This is a genomic window from Haemophilus sp. SZY H35, from assembly GCF_018829705.1.
In the GTDB taxonomy this organism is placed as follows: Bacteria; Pseudomonadota; Gammaproteobacteria; order Enterobacterales; family Pasteurellaceae; genus Haemophilus; species Haemophilus haemolyticus_K.
This window is the reverse complement of sequence record NZ_JAHKJZ010000001.1, coordinates 295,074-319,449: the sequence shown is the minus strand read 5'-3', so window position 1 is coordinate 319,449 and position 24,376 is coordinate 295,074. Positions and strand designations below refer to the sequence as shown.

The 24,376-nt window shown below is 36.8% G+C and carries 24 protein-coding genes; 14 read left to right on the top strand and 10 right to left on the bottom strand.

The features are described from left to right. Positions 1-24: 24 nt before the first annotated feature. Positions 25-495: a redoxin family protein gene (locus tag KP710_RS01445; protein WP_111407343.1), complete on the top strand. Its 471-nt coding sequence runs from the start codon at positions 25-27 to the stop codon at positions 493-495. Positions 496-732: 237 nt separating this feature from the next. Beyond that, positions 733-1,650, top strand: coding sequence for a LysO family transporter (locus tag KP710_RS01440; RefSeq protein WP_165818721.1), 918 nt, complete (start codon positions 733-735; stop codon positions 1,648-1,650). A 237-nt stretch (positions 1,651-1,887) separates the two neighbouring features. Here KP710_RS01440 and argS read toward each other — a convergent pair whose 3' ends face one another. Beyond that, positions 1,888-3,621, bottom strand: a complete 1,734-nt coding sequence (argS, locus tag KP710_RS01435) for an arginine--tRNA ligase (RefSeq protein ID WP_111407344.1) — start codon at positions 3,619-3,621, stop codon at positions 1,888-1,890. A gap of 79 nt (positions 3,622-3,700) precedes the next feature. Here argS and KP710_RS01430 point away from each other — a divergent pair, with 79 nt between their 5' ends. Genes KP710_RS01430 through KP710_RS01420 form a run of 3 tightly spaced genes read left to right on the top strand, consistent with a single transcriptional unit; the run spans position 3,701 to position 5,061 of the window. Further along, complete coding sequence (locus tag KP710_RS01430; protein WP_111407345.1) at positions 3,701-4,270, top strand: VOC family protein; 570 nt, start codon at positions 3,701-3,703, stop codon at positions 4,268-4,270. 4 nt (positions 4,271-4,274) lie between these two features. Next, entirely contained in the window at positions 4,275-4,571 is a 297-nt protein-coding gene (locus tag KP710_RS01425; RefSeq protein ID WP_111407346.1) for a hypothetical protein, read from the top strand. A gap of 25 nt (positions 4,572-4,596) precedes the next feature. Further along, a complete protein-coding gene (locus tag KP710_RS01420) occupies positions 4,597-5,061 on the top strand; it encodes an outer membrane lipoprotein (RefSeq protein WP_111407347.1) in 465 nt (154 codons plus the stop codon). 69 nt (positions 5,062-5,130) lie between these two features. Here the strand turns inward: KP710_RS01420 and KP710_RS01415 are convergent, their stop codons facing one another. Both KP710_RS01415 and KP710_RS01410 read right to left on the bottom strand, forming a co-directional pair. Beyond that, positions 5,131-6,897, bottom strand: coding sequence for an ABC transporter ATP-binding protein/permease (locus KP710_RS01415; protein ID WP_111407348.1), 1,767 nt, complete (start codon positions 6,895-6,897; stop codon positions 5,131-5,133). A 59-nt stretch (positions 6,898-6,956) separates the two neighbouring features. Continuing rightward, positions 6,957-9,194: a TonB-dependent siderophore receptor gene (locus KP710_RS01410; RefSeq protein ID WP_215770499.1), complete on the bottom strand. Its 2,238-nt coding sequence runs from the start codon at positions 9,192-9,194 to the stop codon at positions 6,957-6,959. Between the two features lie 181 nt (positions 9,195-9,375). On the opposite strand from KP710_RS01410, the gene truA reads away from it, so the two are divergent. Then, positions 9,376-10,173, top strand: a complete 798-nt coding sequence (gene truA / locus KP710_RS01405; RefSeq protein WP_111407350.1) for a tRNA pseudouridine(38-40) synthase TruA — start codon at positions 9,376-9,378, stop codon at positions 10,171-10,173. 56 nt (positions 10,174-10,229) lie between these two features. Here the strand turns inward: truA and dacB are convergent, their stop codons facing one another. Continuing rightward, complete coding sequence (gene dacB / locus KP710_RS01400; protein ID WP_070046994.1) at positions 10,230-11,669, bottom strand: serine-type D-Ala-D-Ala carboxypeptidase; 1,440 nt, start codon at positions 11,667-11,669, stop codon at positions 10,230-10,232. A 163-nt stretch (positions 11,670-11,832) separates the two neighbouring features. Here dacB and greA point away from each other — a divergent pair, with 163 nt between their 5' ends. Beyond that, positions 11,833-12,309 (top strand): transcription elongation factor GreA, encoded by a 477-nt coding sequence (greA, locus tag KP710_RS01395; RefSeq protein ID WP_005628917.1) that lies wholly within the window; start codon positions 11,833-11,835, stop codon positions 12,307-12,309. 38 nt (positions 12,310-12,347) lie between these two features. Here the strand turns inward: greA and yhbY are convergent, their stop codons facing one another. Continuing rightward, complete coding sequence (gene yhbY, locus KP710_RS01390) at positions 12,348-12,647, bottom strand: ribosome assembly RNA-binding protein YhbY (RefSeq protein WP_005628915.1); 300 nt, start codon at positions 12,645-12,647, stop codon at positions 12,348-12,350. Between the two features lie 126 nt (positions 12,648-12,773). On the opposite strand from yhbY, the gene rlmE reads away from it, so the two are divergent. The 6 genes from rlmE (at position 12,774) to KP710_RS01360 (ending at position 18,909) form a co-directional block, all read left to right on the top strand. Then, a complete protein-coding gene (rlmE, locus tag KP710_RS01385) occupies positions 12,774-13,403 on the top strand; it encodes a 23S rRNA (uridine(2552)-2'-O)-methyltransferase RlmE (RefSeq protein ID WP_005637911.1) in 630 nt (209 codons plus the stop codon). An 89-nt stretch (positions 13,404-13,492) separates the two neighbouring features. After that, positions 13,493-15,385 (top strand): ATP-dependent zinc metalloprotease FtsH, encoded by a 1,893-nt coding sequence (ftsH, locus tag KP710_RS01380; protein WP_111407351.1) that lies wholly within the window; start codon positions 13,493-13,495, stop codon positions 15,383-15,385. A 124-nt stretch (positions 15,386-15,509) separates the two neighbouring features. Continuing rightward, positions 15,510-16,337 carry a dihydropteroate synthase gene (folP, locus tag KP710_RS01375; protein WP_111407352.1) on the top strand — a complete coding sequence of 276 codons (828 nt, stop codon included), beginning with the start codon at positions 15,510-15,512 and terminating at the stop codon, positions 16,335-16,337. 37 nt (positions 16,338-16,374) lie between these two features. Further along, a complete protein-coding gene (gene glmM / locus KP710_RS01370; protein ID WP_111407353.1) occupies positions 16,375-17,709 on the top strand; it encodes a phosphoglucosamine mutase in 1,335 nt (444 codons plus the stop codon). A 59-nt stretch (positions 17,710-17,768) separates the two neighbouring features. After that, entirely contained in the window at positions 17,769-18,248 is a 480-nt protein-coding gene (gene sixA, locus KP710_RS01365) for a phosphohistidine phosphatase SixA (protein ID WP_048952572.1), read from the top strand. 235 nt (positions 18,249-18,483) lie between these two features. Beyond that, on the top strand, positions 18,484-18,909 hold the full coding sequence (locus KP710_RS01360; RefSeq protein WP_111407354.1) for a hypothetical protein: 426 nt from the start codon (positions 18,484-18,486) through the stop codon (positions 18,907-18,909). A 68-nt stretch (positions 18,910-18,977) separates the two neighbouring features. Here KP710_RS01360 and KP710_RS01355 read toward each other — a convergent pair whose 3' ends face one another. From KP710_RS01355 to moeA, 3 genes are read right to left on the bottom strand one after another with little or no spacing between them, the layout of a single operon-like run. Beyond that, positions 18,978-19,298 carry an HI1450 family dsDNA-mimic protein gene (locus KP710_RS01355; RefSeq protein ID WP_179222760.1) on the bottom strand — a complete coding sequence of 107 codons (321 nt, stop codon included), beginning with the start codon at positions 19,296-19,298 and terminating at the stop codon, positions 18,978-18,980. A gap of 20 nt (positions 19,299-19,318) precedes the next feature. Then, a complete protein-coding gene (moeB, locus tag KP710_RS01350; protein WP_111407355.1) occupies positions 19,319-20,050 on the bottom strand; it encodes a molybdopterin-synthase adenylyltransferase MoeB in 732 nt (243 codons plus the stop codon). Between the two features lie 3 nt (positions 20,051-20,053). After that, positions 20,054-21,268, bottom strand: a complete 1,215-nt coding sequence (gene moeA / locus KP710_RS01345; protein ID WP_111407356.1) for a molybdopterin molybdotransferase MoeA — start codon at positions 21,266-21,268, stop codon at positions 20,054-20,056. A 149-nt stretch (positions 21,269-21,417) separates the two neighbouring features. On the opposite strand from moeA, the gene folE reads away from it, so the two are divergent. After that, positions 21,418-22,074, top strand: a complete 657-nt coding sequence (folE, locus tag KP710_RS01340) for a GTP cyclohydrolase I FolE (protein WP_106013253.1) — start codon at positions 21,418-21,420, stop codon at positions 22,072-22,074. A 48-nt stretch (positions 22,075-22,122) separates the two neighbouring features. Here folE and KP710_RS01335 read toward each other — a convergent pair whose 3' ends face one another. Together KP710_RS01335 and fumC are read right to left on the bottom strand one after the other, a co-directional pair. Beyond that, positions 22,123-22,731 (bottom strand): chalcone isomerase family protein, encoded by a 609-nt coding sequence (locus KP710_RS01335; protein WP_111407357.1) that lies wholly within the window; start codon positions 22,729-22,731, stop codon positions 22,123-22,125. Between the two features lie 126 nt (positions 22,732-22,857). After that, positions 22,858-24,252, bottom strand: a complete 1,395-nt coding sequence (fumC, locus tag KP710_RS01330; RefSeq protein ID WP_111407358.1) for a class II fumarate hydratase — start codon at positions 24,250-24,252, stop codon at positions 22,858-22,860. Between the last annotated feature and the right edge of the window lie 124 nt (positions 24,253-24,376).

Below are 24,376 nucleotides of genomic sequence, written 5' to 3'. Positions count from 1 at the left end.
GAAATCTATAAAAGGAAAAAAACAATGAAAAAACTACTATCAATATTTTTAATGGCATTCAGCCTAAACACTTTTGCACAAACTAATTTGGCGGATGTTCAACTCAAAGACTTAAACAATCAGCCAGTTACTTTAAGCCAATATAAAGGCAAACCTGTGTATGTAAAAATGTGGGCATCTTGGTGTCCAATTTGCTTGGCTGGCTTAGCTGAAATTGATGATTTAAGTGCGGAAAAAGATCGTGGATTTGAAGTCATAACCATTGTTTCGCCCGATCACAAAGGCGAAAAAGGCACTGCTGATTTTATTGAGTGGTACAAAGGGCTAGAATATAAAAATATTAAAGTCTTGCTAGATGAAAATGGTGATATTATTGATCGTGTTCATGTTCGAGGTTATCCGTTTAATCTATTTTTAGATGCTGATTTAAATGTGAAGAAAACTGTGCCAGGGCATTTAGGGGCAGAGCAAATTCGAGTGTTTGCTGAAAAATAACGATGACAAGCGGCTTATTTTTAAGCCGCTTTTTATATTCCATTTTTACAGAGTAAAGATACAAAGTATCTAAGATTGGCGTTTGTACATTGAGCATTTGGTAGATTGATAAAAAATATATATTATAAGCAGTATGATTTTATTGCTTGTATAAGTAATTTTTATTTTTACTGTAATATTTATTCAAATTATCTTTGAAAATTAAATAAAGTGCAGTGATCTACAAAAAGGAAAACAATGGAAGAAATTATTAACGGATTGCTTATCGTGCTTGTGCCGATGATGTTGGGTTATTTAGTCAAAATACAGAATCAAAATGCGTTGGCGTTCATTAATAAAATTGTGATGTTATTGCTTTACATCATTTTATTTATGATGGGATTTATGCTTGGGCAACTCGAGCATTTAGAACAAAAATTGCCAATTATTGGTATGACCGCTTTAGGACTATCGGCTATTATTTTGACTTGTAATATCGTAGGTTTGGCTATTTATGACTGCACTTTGCCTAAGCCTGTTAATTATTTACAGGGAGAATTGCCATCTCGTTGGCATTCGTTAATGGACTCAATTAAATTATTAAGTGCAGTGATGATCGGCGTCGTTTTAGGTTGGTTGTGCAATGATTGGTTGCATTTCCCACATGGTTCCAATCTTTACGTGCTTATTGCATTGATCTTTTTTGTCGGGATTCAGCTTCGCAATAACGGCATTTCCTTGAAAGAAGTCTTATTAAATAAGCAAGGTTTAATGATGGGGGCAATTTTTATCCTAAGTTCTTTAATTGGTGGCGTTATTTCGTCATTTTTTCTAAGTATGCCGATTACTCAAGGTTTAGCCTTTTCATCGGGATTTGGTTGGTATTCTTTATCAAGCGTCGTGCTGACAAATGCTTGGGGACCGATGCAGGGCAGTATTGCTTTTTTCAATGATTTATCGCGTGAAATATTGAGCTTATTTTTAATTCCATTGTTTATGCAACATTATCGTTCTACAGCCATTGGGATTACAGGCGCAACGGCATTAGATTGTACATTGCCTATTATTCAAAAATCAGGCGGAATTGAAGTGACGCCTATCGCCATTTCTTTTGGTATGGTGACAAATTTATTACCACCGCTGTTATTAGTCTTTTTCTCGAGTTTTCCTATTTAAAAGCTTAAAAAACTTGATTTTGATAAAAAAACCGTGACCAACTTCACAAATCTGAAAATATGTATTTGCATAACTGATCGGATTTCTTTATTCTGAAACCACTAAAAACAAGTGCTATCTTAAATAGCCGACATCTATTTTGCTTTCCGAGTAGTGCCCCATTGGGGCACTTTTTTTATTCTATAAATAAGCATAAAAAATCCCTTTCGTAAGAAAGGGATTTTAAAATTATCTAAATTACATTTTTTCTACGGTTTTAATACCGAGTAACTCTAAACCTTGTTTTAAGGTTTTTTCCGTTAATAATGCCAATTTCAAACGGCTTAATTTTACGGACTCATCTTCAGCATTTAAAATTGGGCAATATTCATAGAATGACGAGAATATGCCTGCTAGTTCGTATAAATAAGCACAAAGCACGTGTGGTGTGCCTTCTTTTCCGACAGTTTGCACTGCTTCTTCAAATTGTAGAAGTTTAATTGCAAGCGCTCTTTCTTTATCATTTTCAAGCGTTAAAGGTGCTGCTAAAAGTGCGGTCGAATTTATATCTGTTTTATTAAAGATCGAACGAATTCGGGTATAAGCATATTGCATATAAGGTGCAGTGTTACCTTCAAAGCTTAACATGTTATCCCAATCAAAAACGTAATCAGTAGTGCGGTTTTTGGAGAGATCCGCATATTTAACCGCACCAATACCGACAGCCTCAATCACGGCTTCTTTTTCATCATTAGATAAATTTGTATTTTTTTCATTAATTAATACAGTGGCACGCTCAATCGCCTCATCTAATAGATCGGCTAATTTCACCGTGCCACCGGTACGGGTTTTAAATGGTTTACCATCTTTACCAAGCATCATCCCGAAGTTTTTATGCTCTAAAGAGAAACTGTCTGGTACATAACCTGCTTTACGAGTAATTAACCAAGCTTGTTGCATATGTTGGCTTTGGCGAGTATCTGAAAAAACAAGTGCGCGATCAGCTTTTAATGTTTCATAACGGTATTTTGCTGCAGCAATATCGGTTGTAGTGTAAAGGAAACCGCCGTCTTTTTTCTGAACGATCACGCCCATTGGGTCGCCTTCTTTATTTTTGAATTCATCCAAATAAACAACCAATGCACCATCATCTTCTACAGCTAAACCTTGTTTTTTAAGATCTTCTACGATGCTTGGTAACATAGGATTATAAAGACTTTCACCCATCACATCTTTTTCGGTTAAAGTCACATTCAAGCGATCATAGTTGTGCTGATTTTGTTGCATCGTGATGTCAACTAAACGTTTCCACATCGCTCGGCAATATTCATCACCGCCTTGTAATTTCACAACATAATTACGCGCTTTTTCAGCGAAAACTTCATCTTCATCGTAGTGTTTTTTGGCTTCACGATAAAAGGCTTCAAGATCTTGCAATTCCATTTCACTCGCATGCTCGTTTTGCATTTTTTCAAGATAAGCAATAAGCATTCCGAATTGTGTTCCCCAGTCACCAACATGGTTTGCACGAATGACATTGTGACCTAAAAATTCTAGGGTTCTCACAACCGCATCACCGATGATAGTAGAGCGCAAGTGACCTACATGCATTTCTTTTGCTACGTTTGGAGATGAATAATCAATCACAACCGTTTGTTTATCCGTAGCTTGAATACCTAAATTCTTTTGGGAAAGCGCAGTTGAAACTTCAGTTGTTAGCCAAGTTGGATTTAAGAAAATATTGATAAAGCCCGGCCCTGCGATTTCTAATTTTTCTGCAATATCAGATAGTTGAGCATTATCTAAAACTTTTTGAGCAAATTCTCGTGGATTTAAACCTAATTTTTTCGCCGCAGCCATAATGCCATTGGCTTGATAATCGCCAAATTGTGGTTTTCCTGATTGACGAACAAGCGCATCGCAAGATTGATCTGCTCCAGCAAGAATCATAGCTTGTTTGATTTTGTCGGATAAAATAGATTGAATATTCACGTTTTTTCCTATGTTCAAATTGAATAATGAAAATAATCGGCTATGATACCGTTCTTTATGAGTTTCTCAAAGGGACAAAATGACAAATTTACAGGAAAAATCACCCGCACTTTTTTCTGATTTGGCGGAATTTGAAAAAAAAATTCAACAATTAGCTCAAATGATGTCAATCGATTTTTCAAATTATGAGATCGATCACCTTGCCGTGCGTGTAAATAATGAACAAAATGCAAAAAACTGGCTGACACTTTTATTGAAATACGGTAGAATTTTGTCCGATAACATTGTCAACGGACGTAAGATTTATCTAATTCAGTTAGAAAAAGCAGTGAAATTCGCTAATCAGTTCGTTGATGTTATTGAACTTCCGTTCCCTAAAAATAAGCGGTATCCCGTAGAGGGTTGGGAGCATATTGAGGTTGTAATGCCATTTTTACCGAATGAATCGATAAATGAATGGGTACAGCGTATTAATATGCGTTTTTTATGGAGCGAATTAACTCAATTAACCATTAAAGTGAGCGAGCCTAAAGTGGATGGCGAGAGATTGCCTAATCCATCTATTGCAGTAAGTTTTGTTGATAAGACATCAAATCATACTTGTATTAAGGTTCATCCTTATTCTATAAAGAAAATACTCGAGGTTTAGCAAAATGAAAAAATTATCTCTTGCATTAGCGGTTTTAGCAGCTGTAGGTTTAAGTGCTTGTTCTTCTTTCCAAAAAGATGAAAATGCTTATAAAGGTCAAATCGTTTTTAGCCAAATGGAAGGTGACAATCTTAAATTAACCATCCGTAAAAATGATTGTTCAGGTCGTCAACAAGATGGTGAGCAAGTTGTGCTTACTCACAAGTATGATTCAACCTTAGTTGTTGGTGCTTGTGTTTTAGTATCTGAGAATGGTAATACTAAAAACATTTCAACTTTTTCTCCGAGAAATCCACTTTAATTCCTTTTCAGAGGGAGCATAGCATATGAAAAAAACAAGTATGGCATTAGCACTGTTAGTTGCCTTTGGTGTAACTGGTTGTGCGAATACTGATGTTTTCAGCGGTGATGTTTATAGTGCATCTCAAGCTAAAGAAGCTCGTTCAATTACTTATGGTACGATTGTTTCTGTGCGTCCTGTTAAAATCCAAGCTGATAATCAAGGTGTAGTTGGTACACTTGGTGGCGGTGCTTTAGGTGGTATTGCAGGTAGTGCAATTGGCGGTGGTCGTGGTCAAGCTATTGCAGCAGTAGTTGGCGCCATTGGTGGTGCAGTAGCTGGAAGCAAAATCGAAGAAAAAATGAGTCAAGTAAACGGTGCTGAACTTGTAATTAAGAAAGATGATGGTCAAGAGATCGTTGTTGTTCAAAAGGCTGACAGCAGTTTTGTAGCTGGAAAACGGGTTAGAATTGTCGGTGGCGGTTCTGATCTTAACGTTTCAGTGCTATAAATTAAATTTATATAAAAAGCGAACGTTTGGTTCGCTTTTTTATTATCTAAAATATGTTAAAACAAACGATTATTCACATAATAAACATATATCTAATTTCAATTGTTTATTGTGGAATTGTTGAAGTGTACTTCTATGGCCTATACTTAAAATAATCATTTCAGGTAAATGATATCGAATTTTTCGATAGAGCAAATACTCAGTTGTTTCATCTAATGCAGATGTTGTTTCATCTAAAAATACAACATCGGGTTTAGTGAGTAAAATACGAATAAAGGCAACACGTTGTAATTCGCCGGGGGATAAAATAACTTGCCAGTCATTTATATGATCAAGGGCATGGATATATTTACCTAAGGCACAATCTTCCATTGTTTGAATTAGATCTGGATGGTTGGGATTGATATTAGGATAACAAATTGCTTCCCGTAAAGTGCCTTGTGGCATGTAAGGACGTTGTGGTAAGAATAAACTTCCAGAGCAAGGATGTTCTGCAATACCAATCGTTTCAAAAGGATAAATTCCCGCAATTGCTTTTAATAATGAAGTTTTCCCTGTGCCTGATGCGCCCTGAATTAATAGTGCATCACCATTAACTAAATTAATATTTAAATTATTAAGTAATACACGACCTTTTTCATCTTTAATACCGAAGTCTTTTAATGCGACACGATGAGAACATAGAAATGGTTGATAAAACTCTTGATTATCTAAATCATCCATTTTTTTCATAAAACCATATAAACGGTTTAAACGAGCCTGATAGAGTGTAAATTGCTCATAAAACAATCTAAAAAATGAAAGGGCAGTCATTAACCGGTTAAAAGCCTGTACAGTTTGATGCATATCACCAAGTTTAATTTGTCCAGCAAAGAAACGTGGTGCTTGTAACATTAATGGTAAGAGTTTTGCTACTCGAGTAACTCCAGAATTAAATCCATCCAATCCAAGCATTTTTAATACAATAGCCCAACGGTTATGAATTATTTGAGTAAATTTGTGTTGTAAGAATAGTTGTTCCTTTTTTTCACCATGATAAAAAGCAATGCTTTCCGCATTATCACGTACACGGATTAAAGAGTAACGATAATCCCCATTGAGTTTTTCTTTATTAAAATTTAGTTTAATTAGAGGTTTACCTATCCAGACTGACATTAAAGTTGCAAAGATAATAAAGGAATAAATAAAGAATACGACACCTTTCTCAATATTTAAACTAAATAGACTTAATACACCAGATAGTGACCATAGGATAATAGTAAATTCTATCGTTGTAAGAATAGAATTAATCATTCCACGCACAATTTGTACGGTACTAGTAATAAATTCACGAGCATCTTGTTCAATACGTTGATCAATATTATCGGGTAAATCTTGTTCGTATTTTAAACGATAGTATTTTTTATTATTTAGCCAACGTTGAATCAGTGATGAGTTTAAACTTTCAAGCCAGCGAATTTCAAATACTTGACGGAAGAAGTAATCAGTAATCGAGTGAATGACTTGAACAAGTACAAGAAGAGCATTAAGTTTAGCAAAGAACCAGAATTTTTCTATATTCATTTCTTGCATTGAGCTATATAATCCATTATAGAAGAATGAATTAAGCACACTAAATCTAACTTCCAGCAATATCATCATAAAGAGTACTAACAGCATTAAAATTAGTTTAATGCTGGTTTTTTTATTAATCGATGGTGACACGATACACCAGAATTTTTTGCCGAAAGTAGTTTGTTTTAAGGCTAACATTGTTACGCTAAAGCACAATATCACCCAAAAAAGTGCGGTTAAAATCCAGTTTAAACTATTATTAAGTTCGGTTTGCCAGTTCATTTATTATCCATAAAAGTAAAACAAAAAGGGCGAAGTATTCGCCCTTTTTGTGCGCTCAATTAAAACTCAATTTTAGTGTTGAAGATAAATTCACGTCCATAACCTAATGCAACAGGGATTAACGTGTTTGTTGCATTACCCGAGGTAGATGGATAGTAAGTTTTATCTGTTAAGTTTTTACCGTTAAGTTGGAAGGATACTTTCTTGCCAGAGATTTTGGTGTCGTAAGCAATAAAGGCATCATATACCACGGCATGAGGTAATTTGTATGCTTTTGTGTAATCACTGTTATAAGCATGCCAAGAACCTAAATAACGAGCACCACCACCAACACGGATGTTACCAAAATCAAATTCACCTACGTTATAAGCTAAGAATAGAGAAGCTTGATGTTTTGGTACACCTGAAAGTTGTTGATTTACCGCATCAGGATAAAGCTCATTTTCAAGTGATTTTACCTTGGTGTAGGTATAGTTAGCCGCTACGCTTAGACTATCCGTAATTTGACCATTAAGATCGAATTCCACACCACGAGAACGTTGTTTGCCGACGATATTCAATTGCGCATTTGAACCAGAACCAACAGTCTCAGCTACATTACGTTTACTGATATTGAATAATGCAAGTGTTGCATTGAAGCCAGAGTTTTCGTATTTTGCACCAATTTCAAAAGATTTACCTTGTTCTGGTTTTAAATCTCCGCTAACAGGTGTTGCCACACTCATTTGTGGACGGAAAGACTCAGAGTAGTTTGCAAAGGTCGCAATATGTGGCGTAAATTTATATACGGCACCTAATTGATACAATAACTTGCCATCGTGCTGATCGGTATTTCCGGTTTTTGTTAGATTTTGACCTTTTTTACAGTTTGCCGCATTTAAGCAATGACGTCCTGCAAATTGATCAAAGTACTCATAACGCAAACCACCTGTCATGATAAAGTTATCTGTAAAGTAAGCGGTATCTTGAATATAAACACCAACGGTTTTGAGATAGTTATATTGGTAGGCGTTGCCGTTACCATTTTTATGTGCCGCAACAGGGCTAGTATAGTTTGGATTATCAATATTGATATCAGAATTCATGATACCTTGGTTATAAATTGGACCAAGATCACGAATATTACGCATTGCATCAATACCAGCTACAAAGCGGTTAGCAATATCACCAATACCAAATTCACCAACGATATTTAATGTACCGCTATGAACACGTTGATCACCTTGTTGCTGTTCAATGGCTCGGCGTACATAATGCGCGCTTAATTCAGGAGAGGTAATCTCACCCTTTTTATTTTTAACTGCAGGGATAGTAACATCTGTGACGTTAATATTTGTAATACGAGCTTGATTGTAGAAATATTTGTAACGAGCATAGCTATAACCCGCATTTAATTTCCAACTATCACTTAATTTGTGCTCAATTTTAAAATCAATGTTATCGGTTTTTGCGGTTGTTTCATTATTTGGTTCATCTAAACGACGCGATACAGGAATATCTGGTAATGCATTAGTTGCTGTTAAAAGATTTGTACCACGATCAAATGGCTCAAGAATATCTTTGTGTTCATAAGAAAGAAGCACTTTAGTTTTATCATTTTCCCAAGAAAGTGACGGTGCGTAAGTCGTATTTTTCACTTTTCCAAAATTACGCCAGTAGTCCTTTTCTTGTTTGTCATAGATAAAGCGGTAAGCAAAACCATTTCCTAAACCCCCAGTGAAATCTAATTGTGTTCCCCAGAGGCTATGATTACCTAAAGTTCCACCAATGACATAACGAGGTGTTTGTTGTGGTTTTTTAGTAATGATATTGACCACGCCACCTGGATCTTGAATACCATAAAGCACAGATGCAGGACCTTTTAAAACTTCAACGGTTTCAGTTGTCGCGCTAAAGTTTTTAGCTGGGCCGGCTTGTAAACCGTTACGCATAATTGAGTTATCGCGGTTTCCACCAAAACCACGTTTTTGGATTGCATCAAACATACCTCCTAGCGTATTCGCTTGACTCACACCACTGATGTTATAAAGCGCATCAATAAGTGATTCAGATTTGCGATCTTCTAGTAGTTTGGTTGAAAGAATATTTACTGTGTTTGGCGTGTCGAATACTGGTACTTCAGCTTTTGATACGACGGATGTTCCTGTTGTTTGATAGCCATTTTGTTTAATACCTGTATCTTGAACGTTAATTTGTTCAATCGTTTCAGTACTAGCTTTATGTTGTGTTTCCGCTAACACAGAAACCGAAACTCCGGCAAAAAGTGCGGTGTAAATTAGGCTTAATTTAAATTTCATAAAATGCTTCCGTAGATTAGATATAGGTAAAAAGAGGCACGAGTATATCTAAAAGGTTAATTTATATCAATGGTAATTGTTATCATTTAATAAAAAATATGTTTATTCTTACATAATGAAATTTGCGTACCTTATAAAGTTGCGTTACCATAATTTCACTCTATCAAAAATAAGGCATAAGATGAAAATCGCATTAGGTATTGAATATCAAGGCACAAATTATTATGGCTGGCAACGTCAAGAAAATGTGCGTAGCATACAAGAACAACTTGAAAACGCGCTTTCTATTATTGCCAATGAAAAAATTGAAATTTTTTGTGCTGGGAGAACTGACTCAGGGGTGAGCGGAACAGGGCAGGTCGTACATTTTGAAACCAGTGCAGTACGCCCTGATAAAGCATGGACATTCGGGACAAATGCGAATTTACCTGATGATATTGCGGTTACTTGGGCAAAAAAAGTTGATGATGAATTTCATGCGCGTTTTTCAGCGATGGCTCGTCGATATCGCTATATTCTTTATTGTAACAAATTACGGTCTGCTATTTTACACGGAGGAATTACTCACTGTTATTTAGATCTTGATGCAGAAAAAATGCATCAAGCTGGTCAGTATTTACTAGGCGAGCATGATTTTTCCTCTTTTCGTGCCGCACAATGTCAATCAAACACGCCGTGGCGTAATGTTCATCACTTATCAGTTACTCGGATTGGGCAATATATTATTGTGGATATTCAAGCCAATGCTTTTGTGCATCATATGGTCCGTAATATTGTTGGGAGTTTGATTGAAGTTGGTGCAGGTAAAGAATCAATTGAATGGATGAAATGGCTACTAGAGCAAAAAAATCGTCAGCTTTCGGCACCAACTGCAAAACCTGATGGACTATATTTAGTAGATGTAATTTATCCTGAAAAATTTGGCATTCCTAAAAAACATTTAGGACCATTATTTTTAGGTAATGAGTATGTTAAATAATTAAAAAAACACCGCACTTTGTCATTTTAAGTGCGGTGTTTTTTTAGAAGGTTTTATTAATATTTATAGATTTCGTTGTACAAGCCACTCTCAAATTGTACTAATGGTGCTCGTTTTGTTTTGCTTTCTAAATCACCAGTTGAGTAGCCATTAATAAATTGAACAAAGGCCACTTTTTCCCCTCGAGCATTTGTCATAAATCCGGCTAGGTTATAAACCCCTTTCAAAGAACCGGTTTTAGCGATAACATTTTTTACTAATGGCGGGCTAATTAATCCACCTCGCCCACTGATCGTGCCATCTACACCGGCGATGGGGAAAGTTTCCATTAAATGTAATTTATCTTCGTTTTTGGCGATGTATTCTAAAACAGATAGCATCGTTTTAGGTGCCACAAGATTATGACGAGACAGACCCGAACCATCGGCTAAAATACTGTTGCCAAAACGAATTCCTTGTTTTTGTAATATCGACTTAATCGCTAATGTGCCTAATTGAAAGGATGCTGGGCGTTTATAGTAATTGAATGCCACAGCTCGGAACAATGAATCGGCAATTTGGTTATCCGATTTTTTCATCATTTTTTTCAATAAATCTGGTAATGGTTTTGATAAATGTTTAGCTAATAGCTGACCTTGTTGTGGTTTTTGTGGCAACATGACTTTGCCATTAAACTCAATACCTAATTGTCTTAATTGTCGTTGAATAATCGCGGCAGCATAAGCATCCGTATCTTGCACGGCAAAGCTTAACCCAAAAGGTTTAGATTGACGGGCTAAACATCCTTTTACTTGATAGCGATTATTGTCGTGTACAACAACGTCGAGCTGACAATAAGGCGCTTCATTGCTATCCGCTACATAGACTTGTCCGAACACTTGAATTGGAAATTGTGCTGGCACATTGATTTTTACTGTTTCACCTGGATTTTGATTGGCATCTAGTTCTGCGTAAAAACAGTTGTTATCAATATTCGCAGCGGATGGGGGAGAGTTGAAACACATGGTCAAATCGTTCCAAATCCAACCTAACCCTCGGTCATGACTCGAAAAAACAGAGGTATCTAATACTAAATCGCCATTAATTTTTTTGATACCTTGTTTTTTTAATTCTGCAAGTAAGCTATAAAGTTGGCCACTTGTGAGATCAGGATCGCCAGTGAAACGCACGATTAAGTGACCATCTAAATTCCCATTTTGAATTTTCCCATTACTTAAAAGAGCGGTCTCAAATTGGAATTGATCGCCTAATGCGAGTTTAGCGGCAACGGCAGTAAAAACTTTTTGTGTACTCGCAGGAAGCATAAAGGTTGAGCCATTATAATCCGCGATAATTTGGTTTTGATTTACATTTTTTGCGATGAAACCCACGCTAGAGCCTTCAGGCAATTGTTGTGTTAAATCTGAAACATTAATGTTTGCGAAGGTTGGAAGGCTAAAGCTTACGGAAAGTAAAAAGGATCCAAGTGCGGTAGAAATTGAAGATAATTTTTTCATATTAGGTTTGTTATGGTTGCTATTTTTTTTTAGACGAACAATAATAAGCCCCGAATGAAATTGAGTAAATCATTTTCTCATTTCAAGTTTATTTTTAATAATACTGCGGCAAGATTTTAGGATTTTGACGTGGTTTTTGTTTTATTTAGTAAAAGGAAAAACAATGCAACAAATTCCAATGACTGTGCGTGGCGCAGAACAATTACGTGAAGAATTGGATTTCTTAAAAAATGTACGTCGTCCAGAAATTATTAAGGCGATAGCAGAAGCCCGCGAGCACGGTGATTTAAAAGAAAATGCAGAATATCATGCGGCTCGTGAGCAACAAGGTTTTTGTGAAGGTCGTATTCAAGAGATTGAAGGTAAACTTGGTAATGCTCAAGTTATTGATGTCACAAAAATGCCAAATAATGGTAAAGTTATTTTTGGTGCAACAGTTGTGCTTGTAAATACGGATACAGATGAAGAAGTCACTTATCGCATTGTGGGCGATGATGAGGCTGATATTAAATCTGGTTTGATTTCGGTTAATTCTCCCATTGCGCGAGGTTTAATTGGTAAAGAATTAGATGATACCGTTAATATTACAACGCCTGGCGGTGTCGTTGAGTTTGATATTATTGAAGTGAATTATATTTAAATAAAAAAGTGCGGTTGAAAATAACCGCACTTTTGTTGTTATTTGCGTGGAAGCTGAATTTTTGCTTCTTCGCTTGGGCGATAAAGCACTAAAATATGCCCGATAGTTTGTACTTGTGCTGCTTTAGTTTCACGCACAATCGCATCGATAATAAGTTGTTTTGTTTCGCGATCTGCACCAGCAACTTTTACTTTAATGAGTTCGTGATGATTAAGTGCATTTTCAATTTCAGCAAGTACACCTTCGGTTAAGCCATTTCCACCAAGCATAACGACTGGGTTAAGATGGTGCGCAAGACCTTTTAAAAATTGTTTTTGTTTGGTTGATAAGGTTGTCATAAGGATTCCTAATTAAAAAGAGCGGTTGATTTTCTCAATGTTTTTCACTGATTTCAATCAGCCTCGGCTTGAATTCGGCAGATTGTAACCAAATATAAGCAAAAGTACTACCAAAAATAGAAGATTATGGGAAAGAAAAAACGTTCAGCGAGTTCTTCTCGCTGGCTAAATGAACATTTTAGTGATCAATTTGTGCAAAAAGCGCATAAGCAAAAGTTGCGTTCACGCGCTTATTTTAAGATTGATGAAATTCAACAAACGGATAAATTATTTAAACAAGGAATGACTGTGGTCGATCTTGGCGCTGCACCTGGCGGTTGGTCTCAATATGTGGTGGGACAGATTGGTGGAAAAGGTCGAGTGATTGCTTGTGATATTTTGGAAATGGATCCCATTGTAGGCGTTGATTTTCTACAAGGCGATTTCCGTGATGAAAATGTTTTGAATGCTTTATTAGCGCGCGTAGGCGAAGATAAAGTTGATGTGGTAATGTCTGATATGGCACCAAATTTTAGTGGAATGCCATCAGTGGATATTCCACGCGCGATGTATTTGGTCGAGCTTGCTTTAGATATGTGTAAACAAGTCTTGGCAACCAAAGGAAGCTTTGTTGTTAAAGTTTTCCAAGGTGAAGGCTTTGATGAATATTTAAGAGAAATTCGTTCTTTATTTAATGTGGTGAAAGTGCGTAAGCCTGAAGCATCACGCGGACGCTCTCGTGAAGTATATATTGTGGCGACAGGCTATAAAGGCTAATTGCTTTGATAGCTTTTCATCGCTAATGATGTGTAGTATCTTGTAAAAAATTTTTTAACTTAGGAAAGGTAGGTTAGACTTTGAACGATATGGTCAAAAATCTGGTGCTTTGGGTGGTAGTAGCGGTCATTATGATGACAGCATACCAGAGTTTTAATTCCTCTTCGGTAGATAATTCTACTGATTATACAACCTTTGTTTACGATGTAAGTAACGGACAAGTGACAGAAGCACGTTTTGATGCTAATGAAATTACGGTAACGAAAACGGATGGTTCTAAATATTCAACCGTAATGCCGCCACTTGAAGATAAAAAATTGCTTGATGACTTGTTAAGCAAAAAAGTGAAAGTGGAAGGTACGCCATTTGAAAAACGTGGTTTCTTATCCCAAATTTTAATTTCTTGGTTCCCAATGTTATTCCTTGTTGGTGTATGGGTATTCTTTATGCGCCAAATGCAAGGCGGTGGTGGCAAAGCGATGAGCTTTGGTAAAAGCCGCGCAAAAATGCTGAATCAAGATCAGATTAAGGTGACTTTTGCGGATGTTGCAGGTTGCGATGAAGCAAAAGAAGAAGTGGGCGAAATTGTTGATTTCTTGCGAGATCCGAATAAATTCCAAAACTTGGGCGGTAAAATTCCAAAAGGTATTCTGATGGTTGGTCCTCCAGGTACTGGTAAAACTTTACTTGCTCGTGCTATCGCAGGGGAAGCAAAAGTTCCATTCTTCACTATTTCTGGTTCTGATTTCGTAGAAATGTTTGTGGGTGTTGGCGCATCACGTGTACGTGATATGTTTGAACAGGCTAAGAAAAATGCACCTTGCTTAATCTTTATTGATGAAATCGATGCAGTAGGTCGTCAACGCGGTGCGGGTTTAGGCGGTGGACATGATGAGCGTGAACAAACCTTAAACCAAATGCTAGTTGAAATGGATGGATTTAGCGGTAATGATGGGGTAATTGTTATTGCAGCAACTAACCGTCCAGATGTGCTTGATCCAGCCTTAACTCGTCCAGGCCGTTTTGACCGACAAGTTGTTGTTGGCCTGCCAGATGTGAAAGGCCGTGAGCAAATCTTAAAAGTGCATATGCGCAAAGTGCCTGTAGCACAAGATGTTGATGCAATGACATTGGCGCGTGGTACGCCTGGCTATTCCGGTGCAGATTTAGCAAATTTAGTGAATGAGGCAGCCTTATTTGCTGCTCGAGTAAATAAACGTACGGTAACCATGCTTGAGTTTGAAAAAGCGAAAGATAAGATCAATATGGGACCAGAGCGTCGTACCATGATTATGACGGATAAACAAAAAGAGTCGACTGCTTATCATGAAGCAGGTCATGCGATTGTAGGTTATCTAGTTCCTGAGCATGATCCTGTACATAAAGTGACTATTATTCCTCGTGGTCGTGCGTTGGGTGTGACATTCTTCTTGCCTGAAGGTGATCAAATTAGTATTAGCCAAAAACAATTAGAAAGTAAGCTTTCTACCTTGTATGCGGGGCGTTTAGCAGAAGATTTGATTTATGGTGAGGAAAATATCTCAACGGGTGCATCAAATGATATTAAAGTAGCGACTAATATTGCGCGTAATATGGTGACGCAATGGGGATTCTCTGACAAATTAGGTCCAATTCTTTATACGGAAGATGAGGGCGAGGTTTTCTTAGGTCGTTCAATGGCGAAAGCAAAACATATGTCAGATGAAACGGCTCATGCTATTGATGAAGAAGTTCGTGCAATTGTAAATCGTAACTATGTGAGAGCAAGACAGATTTTGATTGATAATATGGATATTCTTCATGCGATGAAAGATGCATTAGTCAAATATGAAACCATTGAAGAAGAACAAATCAAACAATTGATGAATCGTGAACCAGTCACCCCGCCGTCTGGATGGGAAGATCACACTGGGCAAGCAGCTTATGCAAATAGCAATAATGCTCAAAGTGCGGGTGAAAATTCGGTAGATTCTAATTCCTAATCAACTCTCTAATCAACAAGGCCTTTCTTCGGAAAGGCTTTATTTTTCCCCTAATGATTTTTTTCTTGAGCGTATTCCGCTATAATCGCCCGATTAAAATTAATCTAAAAATTCACCGCACTTTATGAAACTTTACGCGAATAATAAATGTCTTGATTTAAGCGTTCCTAAGATTATGGGAATCCTTAATTTTACGCCTGATTCTTTTTCTGATAGCGGACAATTTTTTAGTTTAGATAAAGCGCTTTTTCAAGTTGAAAAAATGTTGAGAGAAGGTGCGACAATTATTGATATTGGTGGTGAATCTACGCGCCCTAATGCGGATGAAGTATCTGAACAAGAGGAATTGCATCGTGTTGTGCCTGTCGTGGAGGCGGTGCGAAGCCGTTTTGATTGTTGGATTTCTGTCGATTCGTCAAAAGCAGTTGTGATGCGTGAGGCGGCAAGTGTTGGAATGGATTTGATTAATGATATTCGTGCTTTGCAAGAGCCAAATGCGTTAGAAACGGCGGTGAAACTTGCTTTACCTGTTTGCATTATGCATATGCAAGGTCAACCTAGAACGATGCAGACAAATCCTCATTATGAAAATGTCGTGCAAGATGTATTGGCTTTTTTACAGAAACGTACTAATGAATGTCTTTCTGCTGGTGTTAAAAAAGAAAACTTAATTTGGGACATGGGATTTGGTTTTGGTAAGTCTGTACAGCATAATTATCAATTATTACAAAATCTGAATGAATTTTGTCATAGCGGATATCCAGTGTTAGCGGGATTATCTCGCAAATCAATGATTGGTGCGGTGCTTGATAAACCCGTCGATCAGAGAGTGATAGGTAGTGCGGCAGGTGCGCTTATTGCAGCGCAAAAAGGTGCAAAAATTTTACGCGTACATGATGTTGCTGCAACATCAGATATGCTCAAAGTTTGGCAGGCAACAGAAAATGCCTGATGGTTTTATAACGATAAAAAATTAAAGGAATTTTATTATGGCAAATCGTAAATATTTTGGAACAGATGGTGTGCGCGGAAAAGTAGGGGCTTATCCAATTACACCAGATTTCGCATTAAAATTAGGCTGGGCTGCGGGAAAAGTATTGGCTTCTCAAGGTTCTAAAATGGTTTTAATCGGTAAAGACACCCGAATTTCTGGATACATGTTGGAATCAGCCCTTGAAGCAGGTTTAGCCGCGGCGGGATTATCTGCTGCATTTACCGGCCCTATGCCTACTCCTGCTATTGCTTATTTAACCAGAACTTTCCGTGCTGAAGCGGGGATCGTGATCTCAGCCTCTCATAATCCTTATTATGATAATGGCATTAAATTCTTTTCAGCAAAAGGGACTAAATTACCTGATGAAATTGAAGAAGCAATTGAAGCGATGTTAGAGCAACCTATGGATTGTGTGGAATCTGCAGAATTAGGTAAAGCAAGTCGTATTAATGATGCAGCAGGACGCTACATTGAGTTTTGTAAAGGCACATTCCCAGCTCACTTAGGCCTGGAAGGTTATAAGATCGTGGTAGATTGTGCAAATGGTGCAACCTATCATATTGCACCTAACGTGTTGAGAGAGCTTGGTGCAGAAGTCATTGAAATTGGTACGGATCCAAATGGTTTGAACATTAATGAAAAATGTGGCGCAACTGATGTGACAGCGTTGCAAGCTAAGGTTATTGAAACGAAAGCTGATGTTGGTTTAGCTTATGATGGTGATGGCGACCGCATTATGATGGTTGATCATTTAGGAAATAAAGTCGATGGCGACCAAATTCTCTTTATTATTGCGCGTGAAGCATTGCGCTCAGGTCAATTAAAAGGCGGTGTCGTTGGCACATTAATGAGTAATATGAGCTTAGAGATTGCGTTGAAAATGCTTGGCGTTCCTTTTTTACGTGCAAATGTAGGTGACCGTTATGTATTGGAAAAAATGGTTGAAAACGATTGGACGCTTGGTGGTGAGAATTCAGGACATATTATCATTGCGGATAAAAATACAACTGGCGATGGCATTGTTGCGTCATTAGCTGTATTGGCGGCAATGGCACAGCATAAATTATCATTAAATGAATTAGCGAGTGCGGTTAAATTATTCCCACAAGTGTTAATTAATGTACGTTTTGCGGGTGGGGATAATCCACTTGAAAGTGACGCTGTAAAATCTGTTGCCGCAGACGTTGAAAAACGTTTAGAAGGCAAAGGTCGTATTTTATTGCGTAAATCGGGTACGGAACCACTTATTCGCGTTATGGTGGAATGCCAAGATGCTGAACTTGCACAACAATGTGCAGAAGAAATTGCAGAAGTAGTTAAATCTCATTAATTTTTTAACCGCACTTTATTTAGTGCGGTTTATTTTTATCAAATGCTTAGGAAAGCAAAATGAATATTTTTATTATGCGTCATGGCGAGGCTGAAGTAATGGCTAATAGTGATAAAGCTCGTCGCTTAACTGCCTATGGTATTAAACAAGCCTTTACTCAGGGGCAATGGTTAAGAAAACAGTTAGAGTTAGCCACGCCAGATCGTATTATTATTAGTCCTTATGTGCGAGCACAAGAAACTTTCGAGCAGGTAAATCAGGCTTTTAATGGTGAACTATCATCAAAAATAGAAATTTGGGACGGTGTTACACCTTATGGCCATGCAGAAATGGTGACGGATTATTTTTCTGTATTGCGTAATGAAGGTATAAAATCTATATTTATTATTTCTCATTTACCTTTAGTCGGTGAAATTGTAGCGGAGCTCTATGGAAAGCGAAATCCAATCAGTTTTTACCCAGCGACTATTGCATATTTAAATTGGTCTGGACAATATGCAAAAATTCTCATGTATAAAAATGCAGATGCATTGATCTAATTGTGTTATTAATAATCAAATTAATGGTTATTTATCTTTACAAAAAATAAATATTTTCCATGGAACTTTATAAATATGCTTTATTTATCAATTGGTTAGTTGTATTTTTGTTTGTAAAGATTTTTAAAGAAATGTAAATTTTTATTTTACCTATTTCCTTTTTAAGAAATATGCGTAAACTACGCCACACAAAGCAATAGGGCTTTGCAAAATGAATACTAGATGGAGATTTATCATGAAAAAATTAGCATTAGCTGCATTAGTGTTGGGTTCAACGGTCGCTTTAACCGGTTGTTTTGATAAAGATGAGGCAGCACAAAAAGTTGCAGAGGCAAAACAAGCGGCAACTTCAGCTGTTACGGATGTGAAAGAAGCTGCAACTAATGCTGCAGCAGATGTAAAAACTACTGCACAACAAGCTGTATCTGATGTGAAGGATATGGCAAGCAACGCTGTAGATTCTGCAAAATCAGCGGCAGCAGAAAAAATGGCTGAAACTAAAGATGCAGCTATGGCTAAAGTTGAAGATGCGAAGAATGTGGCAATGGAAAAAGTTGAACAAGCCAAAAATGCAGCGTCTTCAAAAATGGAAGAAATGAAACAATCTATAGGTGAAAAAGCGAATCAAACAATTGATGCGGTGAAAGAAGCTACTAAATAATTTTGTGATTAAATAGAAAAATCCCTATTGTGAATTCAATAGGGATTTTTTAGTTTTAGTATTTGATATTATTTTTTCCAGATAACATGAAATTCACGATTTTCTTCTCGGTGAGAAATTAAAAATTTTGCAAATATATCGTCCATTTCATCTTGATTGTTTACTAATCCAACCCAAATCTCGGCATATTCATTTGGATCGATGAGTACGCCAATTTCGTCTTCCCAGTTATCGGCAGTTTCTACAAACTCAACACCTCCTCGTTCTTCAAATTGTAGGTTGAAGAGAAGGATATCGGCAGGATCAAGATTTTCACTTGCCATTTCTAGAAAAATATCGTATGCAATATCAATTGCTGTATCAGGATCAAGTTTTTTGATTTCAGTCATCATAAAATATTCTCATAAAACTAAGGGTTATTTATTGGTAATTTTATTTCTCGAATGTTCATTGAAAAGCCATCAATAATGAGTAATCTACCACATAAATTCTTGCCAATTTTTAAACGTACTTTAATTGCTTCTAATGCTTGAATAGAACCAACAATCCCAACAATTGGGGCTATTACTCCTGCTTCTACACAACTTAATATATTCTGCCCAAATAATTTACTTAGTTCACGATAGGTTGGTGTATTTGATTCATAGGTAAAGACTGAAATCTGGCCTTCCATTCGGATTGCCGCACCAGAGATTAAGGGAATGTGAGCTTTCTCGCATTGGCGATCAAGTTGATTGCGAATATCGACGTTATCAGTGCAATCTAAGACAAGATCAAAGTGCGGTATTAATTCGGCCAGTTTTTCTTCGGTTAGTTTTGCATTTATTGTTTGAATATCAATATGTGGGTTAAGCTGTTCTAGAGCTATTTTAGCAGATTCAACTTTTGGCATATTCAGTCTAGCATCACAATGAAGCACTTGACGTTGTAGATTGGAAAGTGAAACATGGTCAAAATCTAATAGGGTTAGGTGTCCTATACCTGAAGCGGCTAAATATTGACTAGCCGAACAGCCTAATCCACCTAAACCTACAATGAGCATTTTACTATCTTTTAGTTTTTCTTGTCCTTCAAAATCAATCGATTTAAGAATAATTTGCCGGTTATATCGTAGCTCTTCTTCGTAACTTAATTCAGTCATAGGTTACCCCAATAAATGATTGAAGAGTTCTATGGTTACACGTTCACCTGCTGATACATTGCCACGCTCTTGTTCTAATACAATAAAACAATTACTTTTTATGAATGCACTAAATAAGTGAGATCCTTGAAATCCAACAGACTTAACCTCAATTTGTCCTTGTGAGTTGATGTGATAAAAACCTCGTTGGAAATCTAAGCGACCAGGAGCTTTTTTTAAGTTTGTTGAAGCAATTGCTGAAAAACGTGCTGGATTTTTCCATCGTTTTTGACCTTGCAATTTTGCAATAAGGGGCTGAACGAGTTGATAAAAAGTCACAAGTGCAGAGACAGGGTTACCAGGTAAGCCACAAAACCATGCATTTTCTAGTTTACCAAAAGCAAAAGGTTTACCAGGTTTAATGGCAAGTTTCCAGAAATTAATTTCACCTACTTTTTCTAATACTGTTTTAGTGAAATCTGCTTCTCCAACAGATACCCCACCACTGGTAATCACTAAATCAGCCTGCTTTTGTGCAGATATAAAGGCTTTTTCAAATTCAGCCTCATTGTCTGGTAATAATCCTAAATCAATAACTTCACAATGAAGTTTTTCTAGCAGTAATTTTACGGTGAATCGATTTGTATCGTAAATCTGTCCAATTTGTAACGGTTTACCTACCTCGACAAGTTCGTCCCCAGTGGAAAGTATGGCCACTTTTAATCGATGATAACATTTTACTTCTGAGATACCTAAAGAAGCTAATAATGGTAAAGAAACAGCATTTAATTCATCACCTTGTGTTAATACAATATCTCCTTTTTTAACATCCTCTCCAATACGACGAATATTTTGATTGATTTTAGGTAATTCAGAGAAGGTGATTGTTCCGTCTTCATTTATGTTGACTTGTTCTTGCATTACGACAGCATCAGCGCCTTCAGGAATCATTGCCCCAGTCATAATTCTTATTGCACTCTGATCAGGCCATGAGCCTTGAAATGGTATTCCTGCAAAGGATTTACCTGCAACAGAAAGGGTCAGTGATTTTTCTAAATCAGCTAAACGTACAGCATAGCCATCCATCGCAGAATTATCAAAAGAAGGGACATTAATAGGGGAAATAACATCTTCTGCACAAATTCTATTAGCGGCTTGTTGTAAATTAAGTGTTTCAATTTGTGTAGGAAAGGTGATCTGTTCTAGCATATTATTACGGGCTTGATCCAACGTGAGCATAGAGATTCCTTAATTAAAGTAAAATTTAAAGTATTGTAGTCTGAAAAATCTTAAAACTAAAGATTTCATTTTACTTAGTGATTTTTCTCATTTTGCGTTCGCTTTATCCTTTGTTAGAATAACGCATTATTTTTTTAGGAAAGACTGTTATGACCGATATTTCACAAGATGCAATAAGTGTGCGCGATGCTTTAATTGCTAAGGGCATTGAAACGCCGATGATAGATCTAAACCAATGTAAAGAAGTGCGTCGCTTAGGTATTGCAAAACATATGCATGAAGTGATGAAATTAATTGGATTGGATTTGCGAGATGATAGTCTTGAAGAAACACCTAATCGTTTGGCAAAAATGTTTATTGATGAGATTTTTAGTGGAATGGATTATGCAAATTTCCCTAAAATGACAAAAATTAAAAACCAAATGAAAGTGAGTGAAATGGTACAGGTTAATGATATTACATTGACGAGTACTTGTGAGCATCACTTTGTGACGATTGATGGTAAAGTTTGTGTGGCATACTATCCAAAAGATTGGGTTATTGGTCTTTCGAAGATTAATCGTATTGTGTCGTTTTTTGCACAGCGTCCACAGGTACAAGAAAGGCTAACAGAACAACTTCTCACAGCTTTTCAAACTATTTTAGAAACAGATGATGTCGCCGTTTATATTAAGGCAACACACTTTTGTGTGAAAGCGCGGGGAATTAAAGATACAAATAGTTATACTATTACCTCTGCTTATGGAGGCGTATTTTTAAAAGATCGTGATACGCGTAAAGAATTTCTTGCTACTATTCAGAAATAAAATGGAAATAAAATCGCCGCACTTTTTGATAAAAGGCGGCGTTTTTATTTATCCAAAAGATTTTCTCTCTTGATTTAACAGATAGTTTGGCGGTAGTTCAGGCGTAGAATCTTGTTCATCAAAGGATTCAATTTCAGGTTTAAGATAAAATTCAGATGCTTCATGATTGCTTTTCGTTTTGCCTAATAATTGTGGCTGAAGTTTTACAAAAGTACTATTCGGTGCAAGCCAGATGCCGATAAATGCTTGATTAAATTTAGCATCAAAATCATGTTCCAAAACAGTGTCATTTAAGACGAAGTAGCCTTTATCGGGTAAGGCAATATAGTTCAAGATATCGTTTGGTGAGAAATCCGGAAATGTGGATTGCATTTCTTTAAGCCAGCTTTGAGTATCGCCATCATTAAGTTTTAAGGTTTCGATTTCTTTAATAAGCGTAATCGCAAAATTTTTCCCTTCAATGGGTTTTTCATATTTGAAAGAGAGCATTAATGGGCGTTCATTTTCTTGATAAGTACCCGTTTCAGAAAATAAACCAATGGTATAAACATGGAACGGCCCCCATGTGTATTCGGCATTTCCGATGGGTTGCCAATGAGCAAAAGGTGCGGCAGAAAAAAACATCATCATTGCCACAAAAAGGGATTTCATTTTCATAATAAATTGCCGTGAGTAAAATTGTGTTGATTATAACAAACCGCATCAAAAAACAAATGAGAAACGAGTAAAAGGCGAGTAATTTTACTCGCCTTTAATATTACTGATGTTAATTTGTGCGGTGTATTATTTTAGGCTACCCACCATATCTTCTGGGCGAACCCATTTATCAAAATCTTCGGCAGAAACTAAACCTAAATTAATTGCTTCTTCACGCAATGTTGTGCCATTTTTGTGCGCCGTTTTTGCAATTTTAGCTGCGTTTTCATAGCCAATATGCGTATTAAGTGCGGTCACCAACATTAATGAATTTTCAAGTTGTTGTTTAATTCGAGGATAGTTTGGTTCAATACCCACTGCACAGTGTTCGTCGAAAGATACGCAAGCATCACCCAATAATTGAGCAGATTGTAAGAAGTTTGCAATCATCACAGGGTTGAACACATTTAATTGGAAGTGACCTTGTGAGCCCACAAATGCGATTGTGGTGTCGTTACCAAATACTTGTGCGCAGACCATTGTCATCGCTTCGCATTGAGTAGGGTTTACTTTACCTGGCATGATTGATGAACCCGGTTCATTTTCAGGAATTAAAATTTCGCCAATTCCCGAACGAGGGCCTGATGCTAATAGACGAATATCGTTTGCAATTTTAAATAAACTCATTGCTAATTGACGTAATGCACCGTGAGTTTCAACAATCGCATCATGAGCGGCTAATGCTTCAAATTTATTATCAGCGCTGACAAACGGAAGTGCGGTGAATTTTGCAATGTAATCTGCCACTTTCACATCATAGCCTTTCGGCGTGTTCAAACCTGTACCAACCGCAGTGCCACCCAATGCTAATTGACTTAAATGTGGAAGAGTATTTTTTAATGCTTTTAAGCCAAAATCTAATTGAGCAGCATAAGCCGAAAATTCTTGGCCTAATGTGAGTGGCGTTGCATCCATTAAGTGAGTTCGGCCAATTTTTACTACGTTTTTGAAGGCTTCAGATTTTGCCGCAAAAGTTTTTTGTAAACGTTCAACACAAGGAATGGTATGTTCAACTACTTTTTTATATGCCGCAATGTGCATTGCTGTTGGGAAAGTATCATTTGAGGATTGTGATTTATTTACATCATCATTTGGGTGAATAATAGATTTTTCACCTAATTTTCCACCGTTTAACACATGAGCACGATTTGCAACCACTTCGTTCACATTCATATTGGATTGTGTGCCAGAACCAGTTTGCCAAATAACGAGTGGGAATTGATCATCTAATTTATTTGCTAAAATTTCATCACAAGCCTGTGCAATTAAATCACGTTTTTCAAGAGGTAATACACCTAAATCATGATTAGCAAATGCGGCTGCTTTTTTCAAATAGCCAAAAGCTTCGATAATTTCATGTGGCATTGATGCAGCAGGACCAATTTTAAAGTTATTGCGTGAACGTTCAGTTTGTGCAGCCCAGTATTTATCTGCTGGAACTTGAACTTCACCCATTGTGTCTTTTTCAATACGAAATGCCATTCTGTACTCCTATGAATTGAATGAAAATTAATACTGAGTTGATTTTAACACTTCCGAGTTATGAGTGGAACGTAACAAAAACGTTAAAAATCAGTTTTGTGACATAGATCATAAAAGTGCGGTG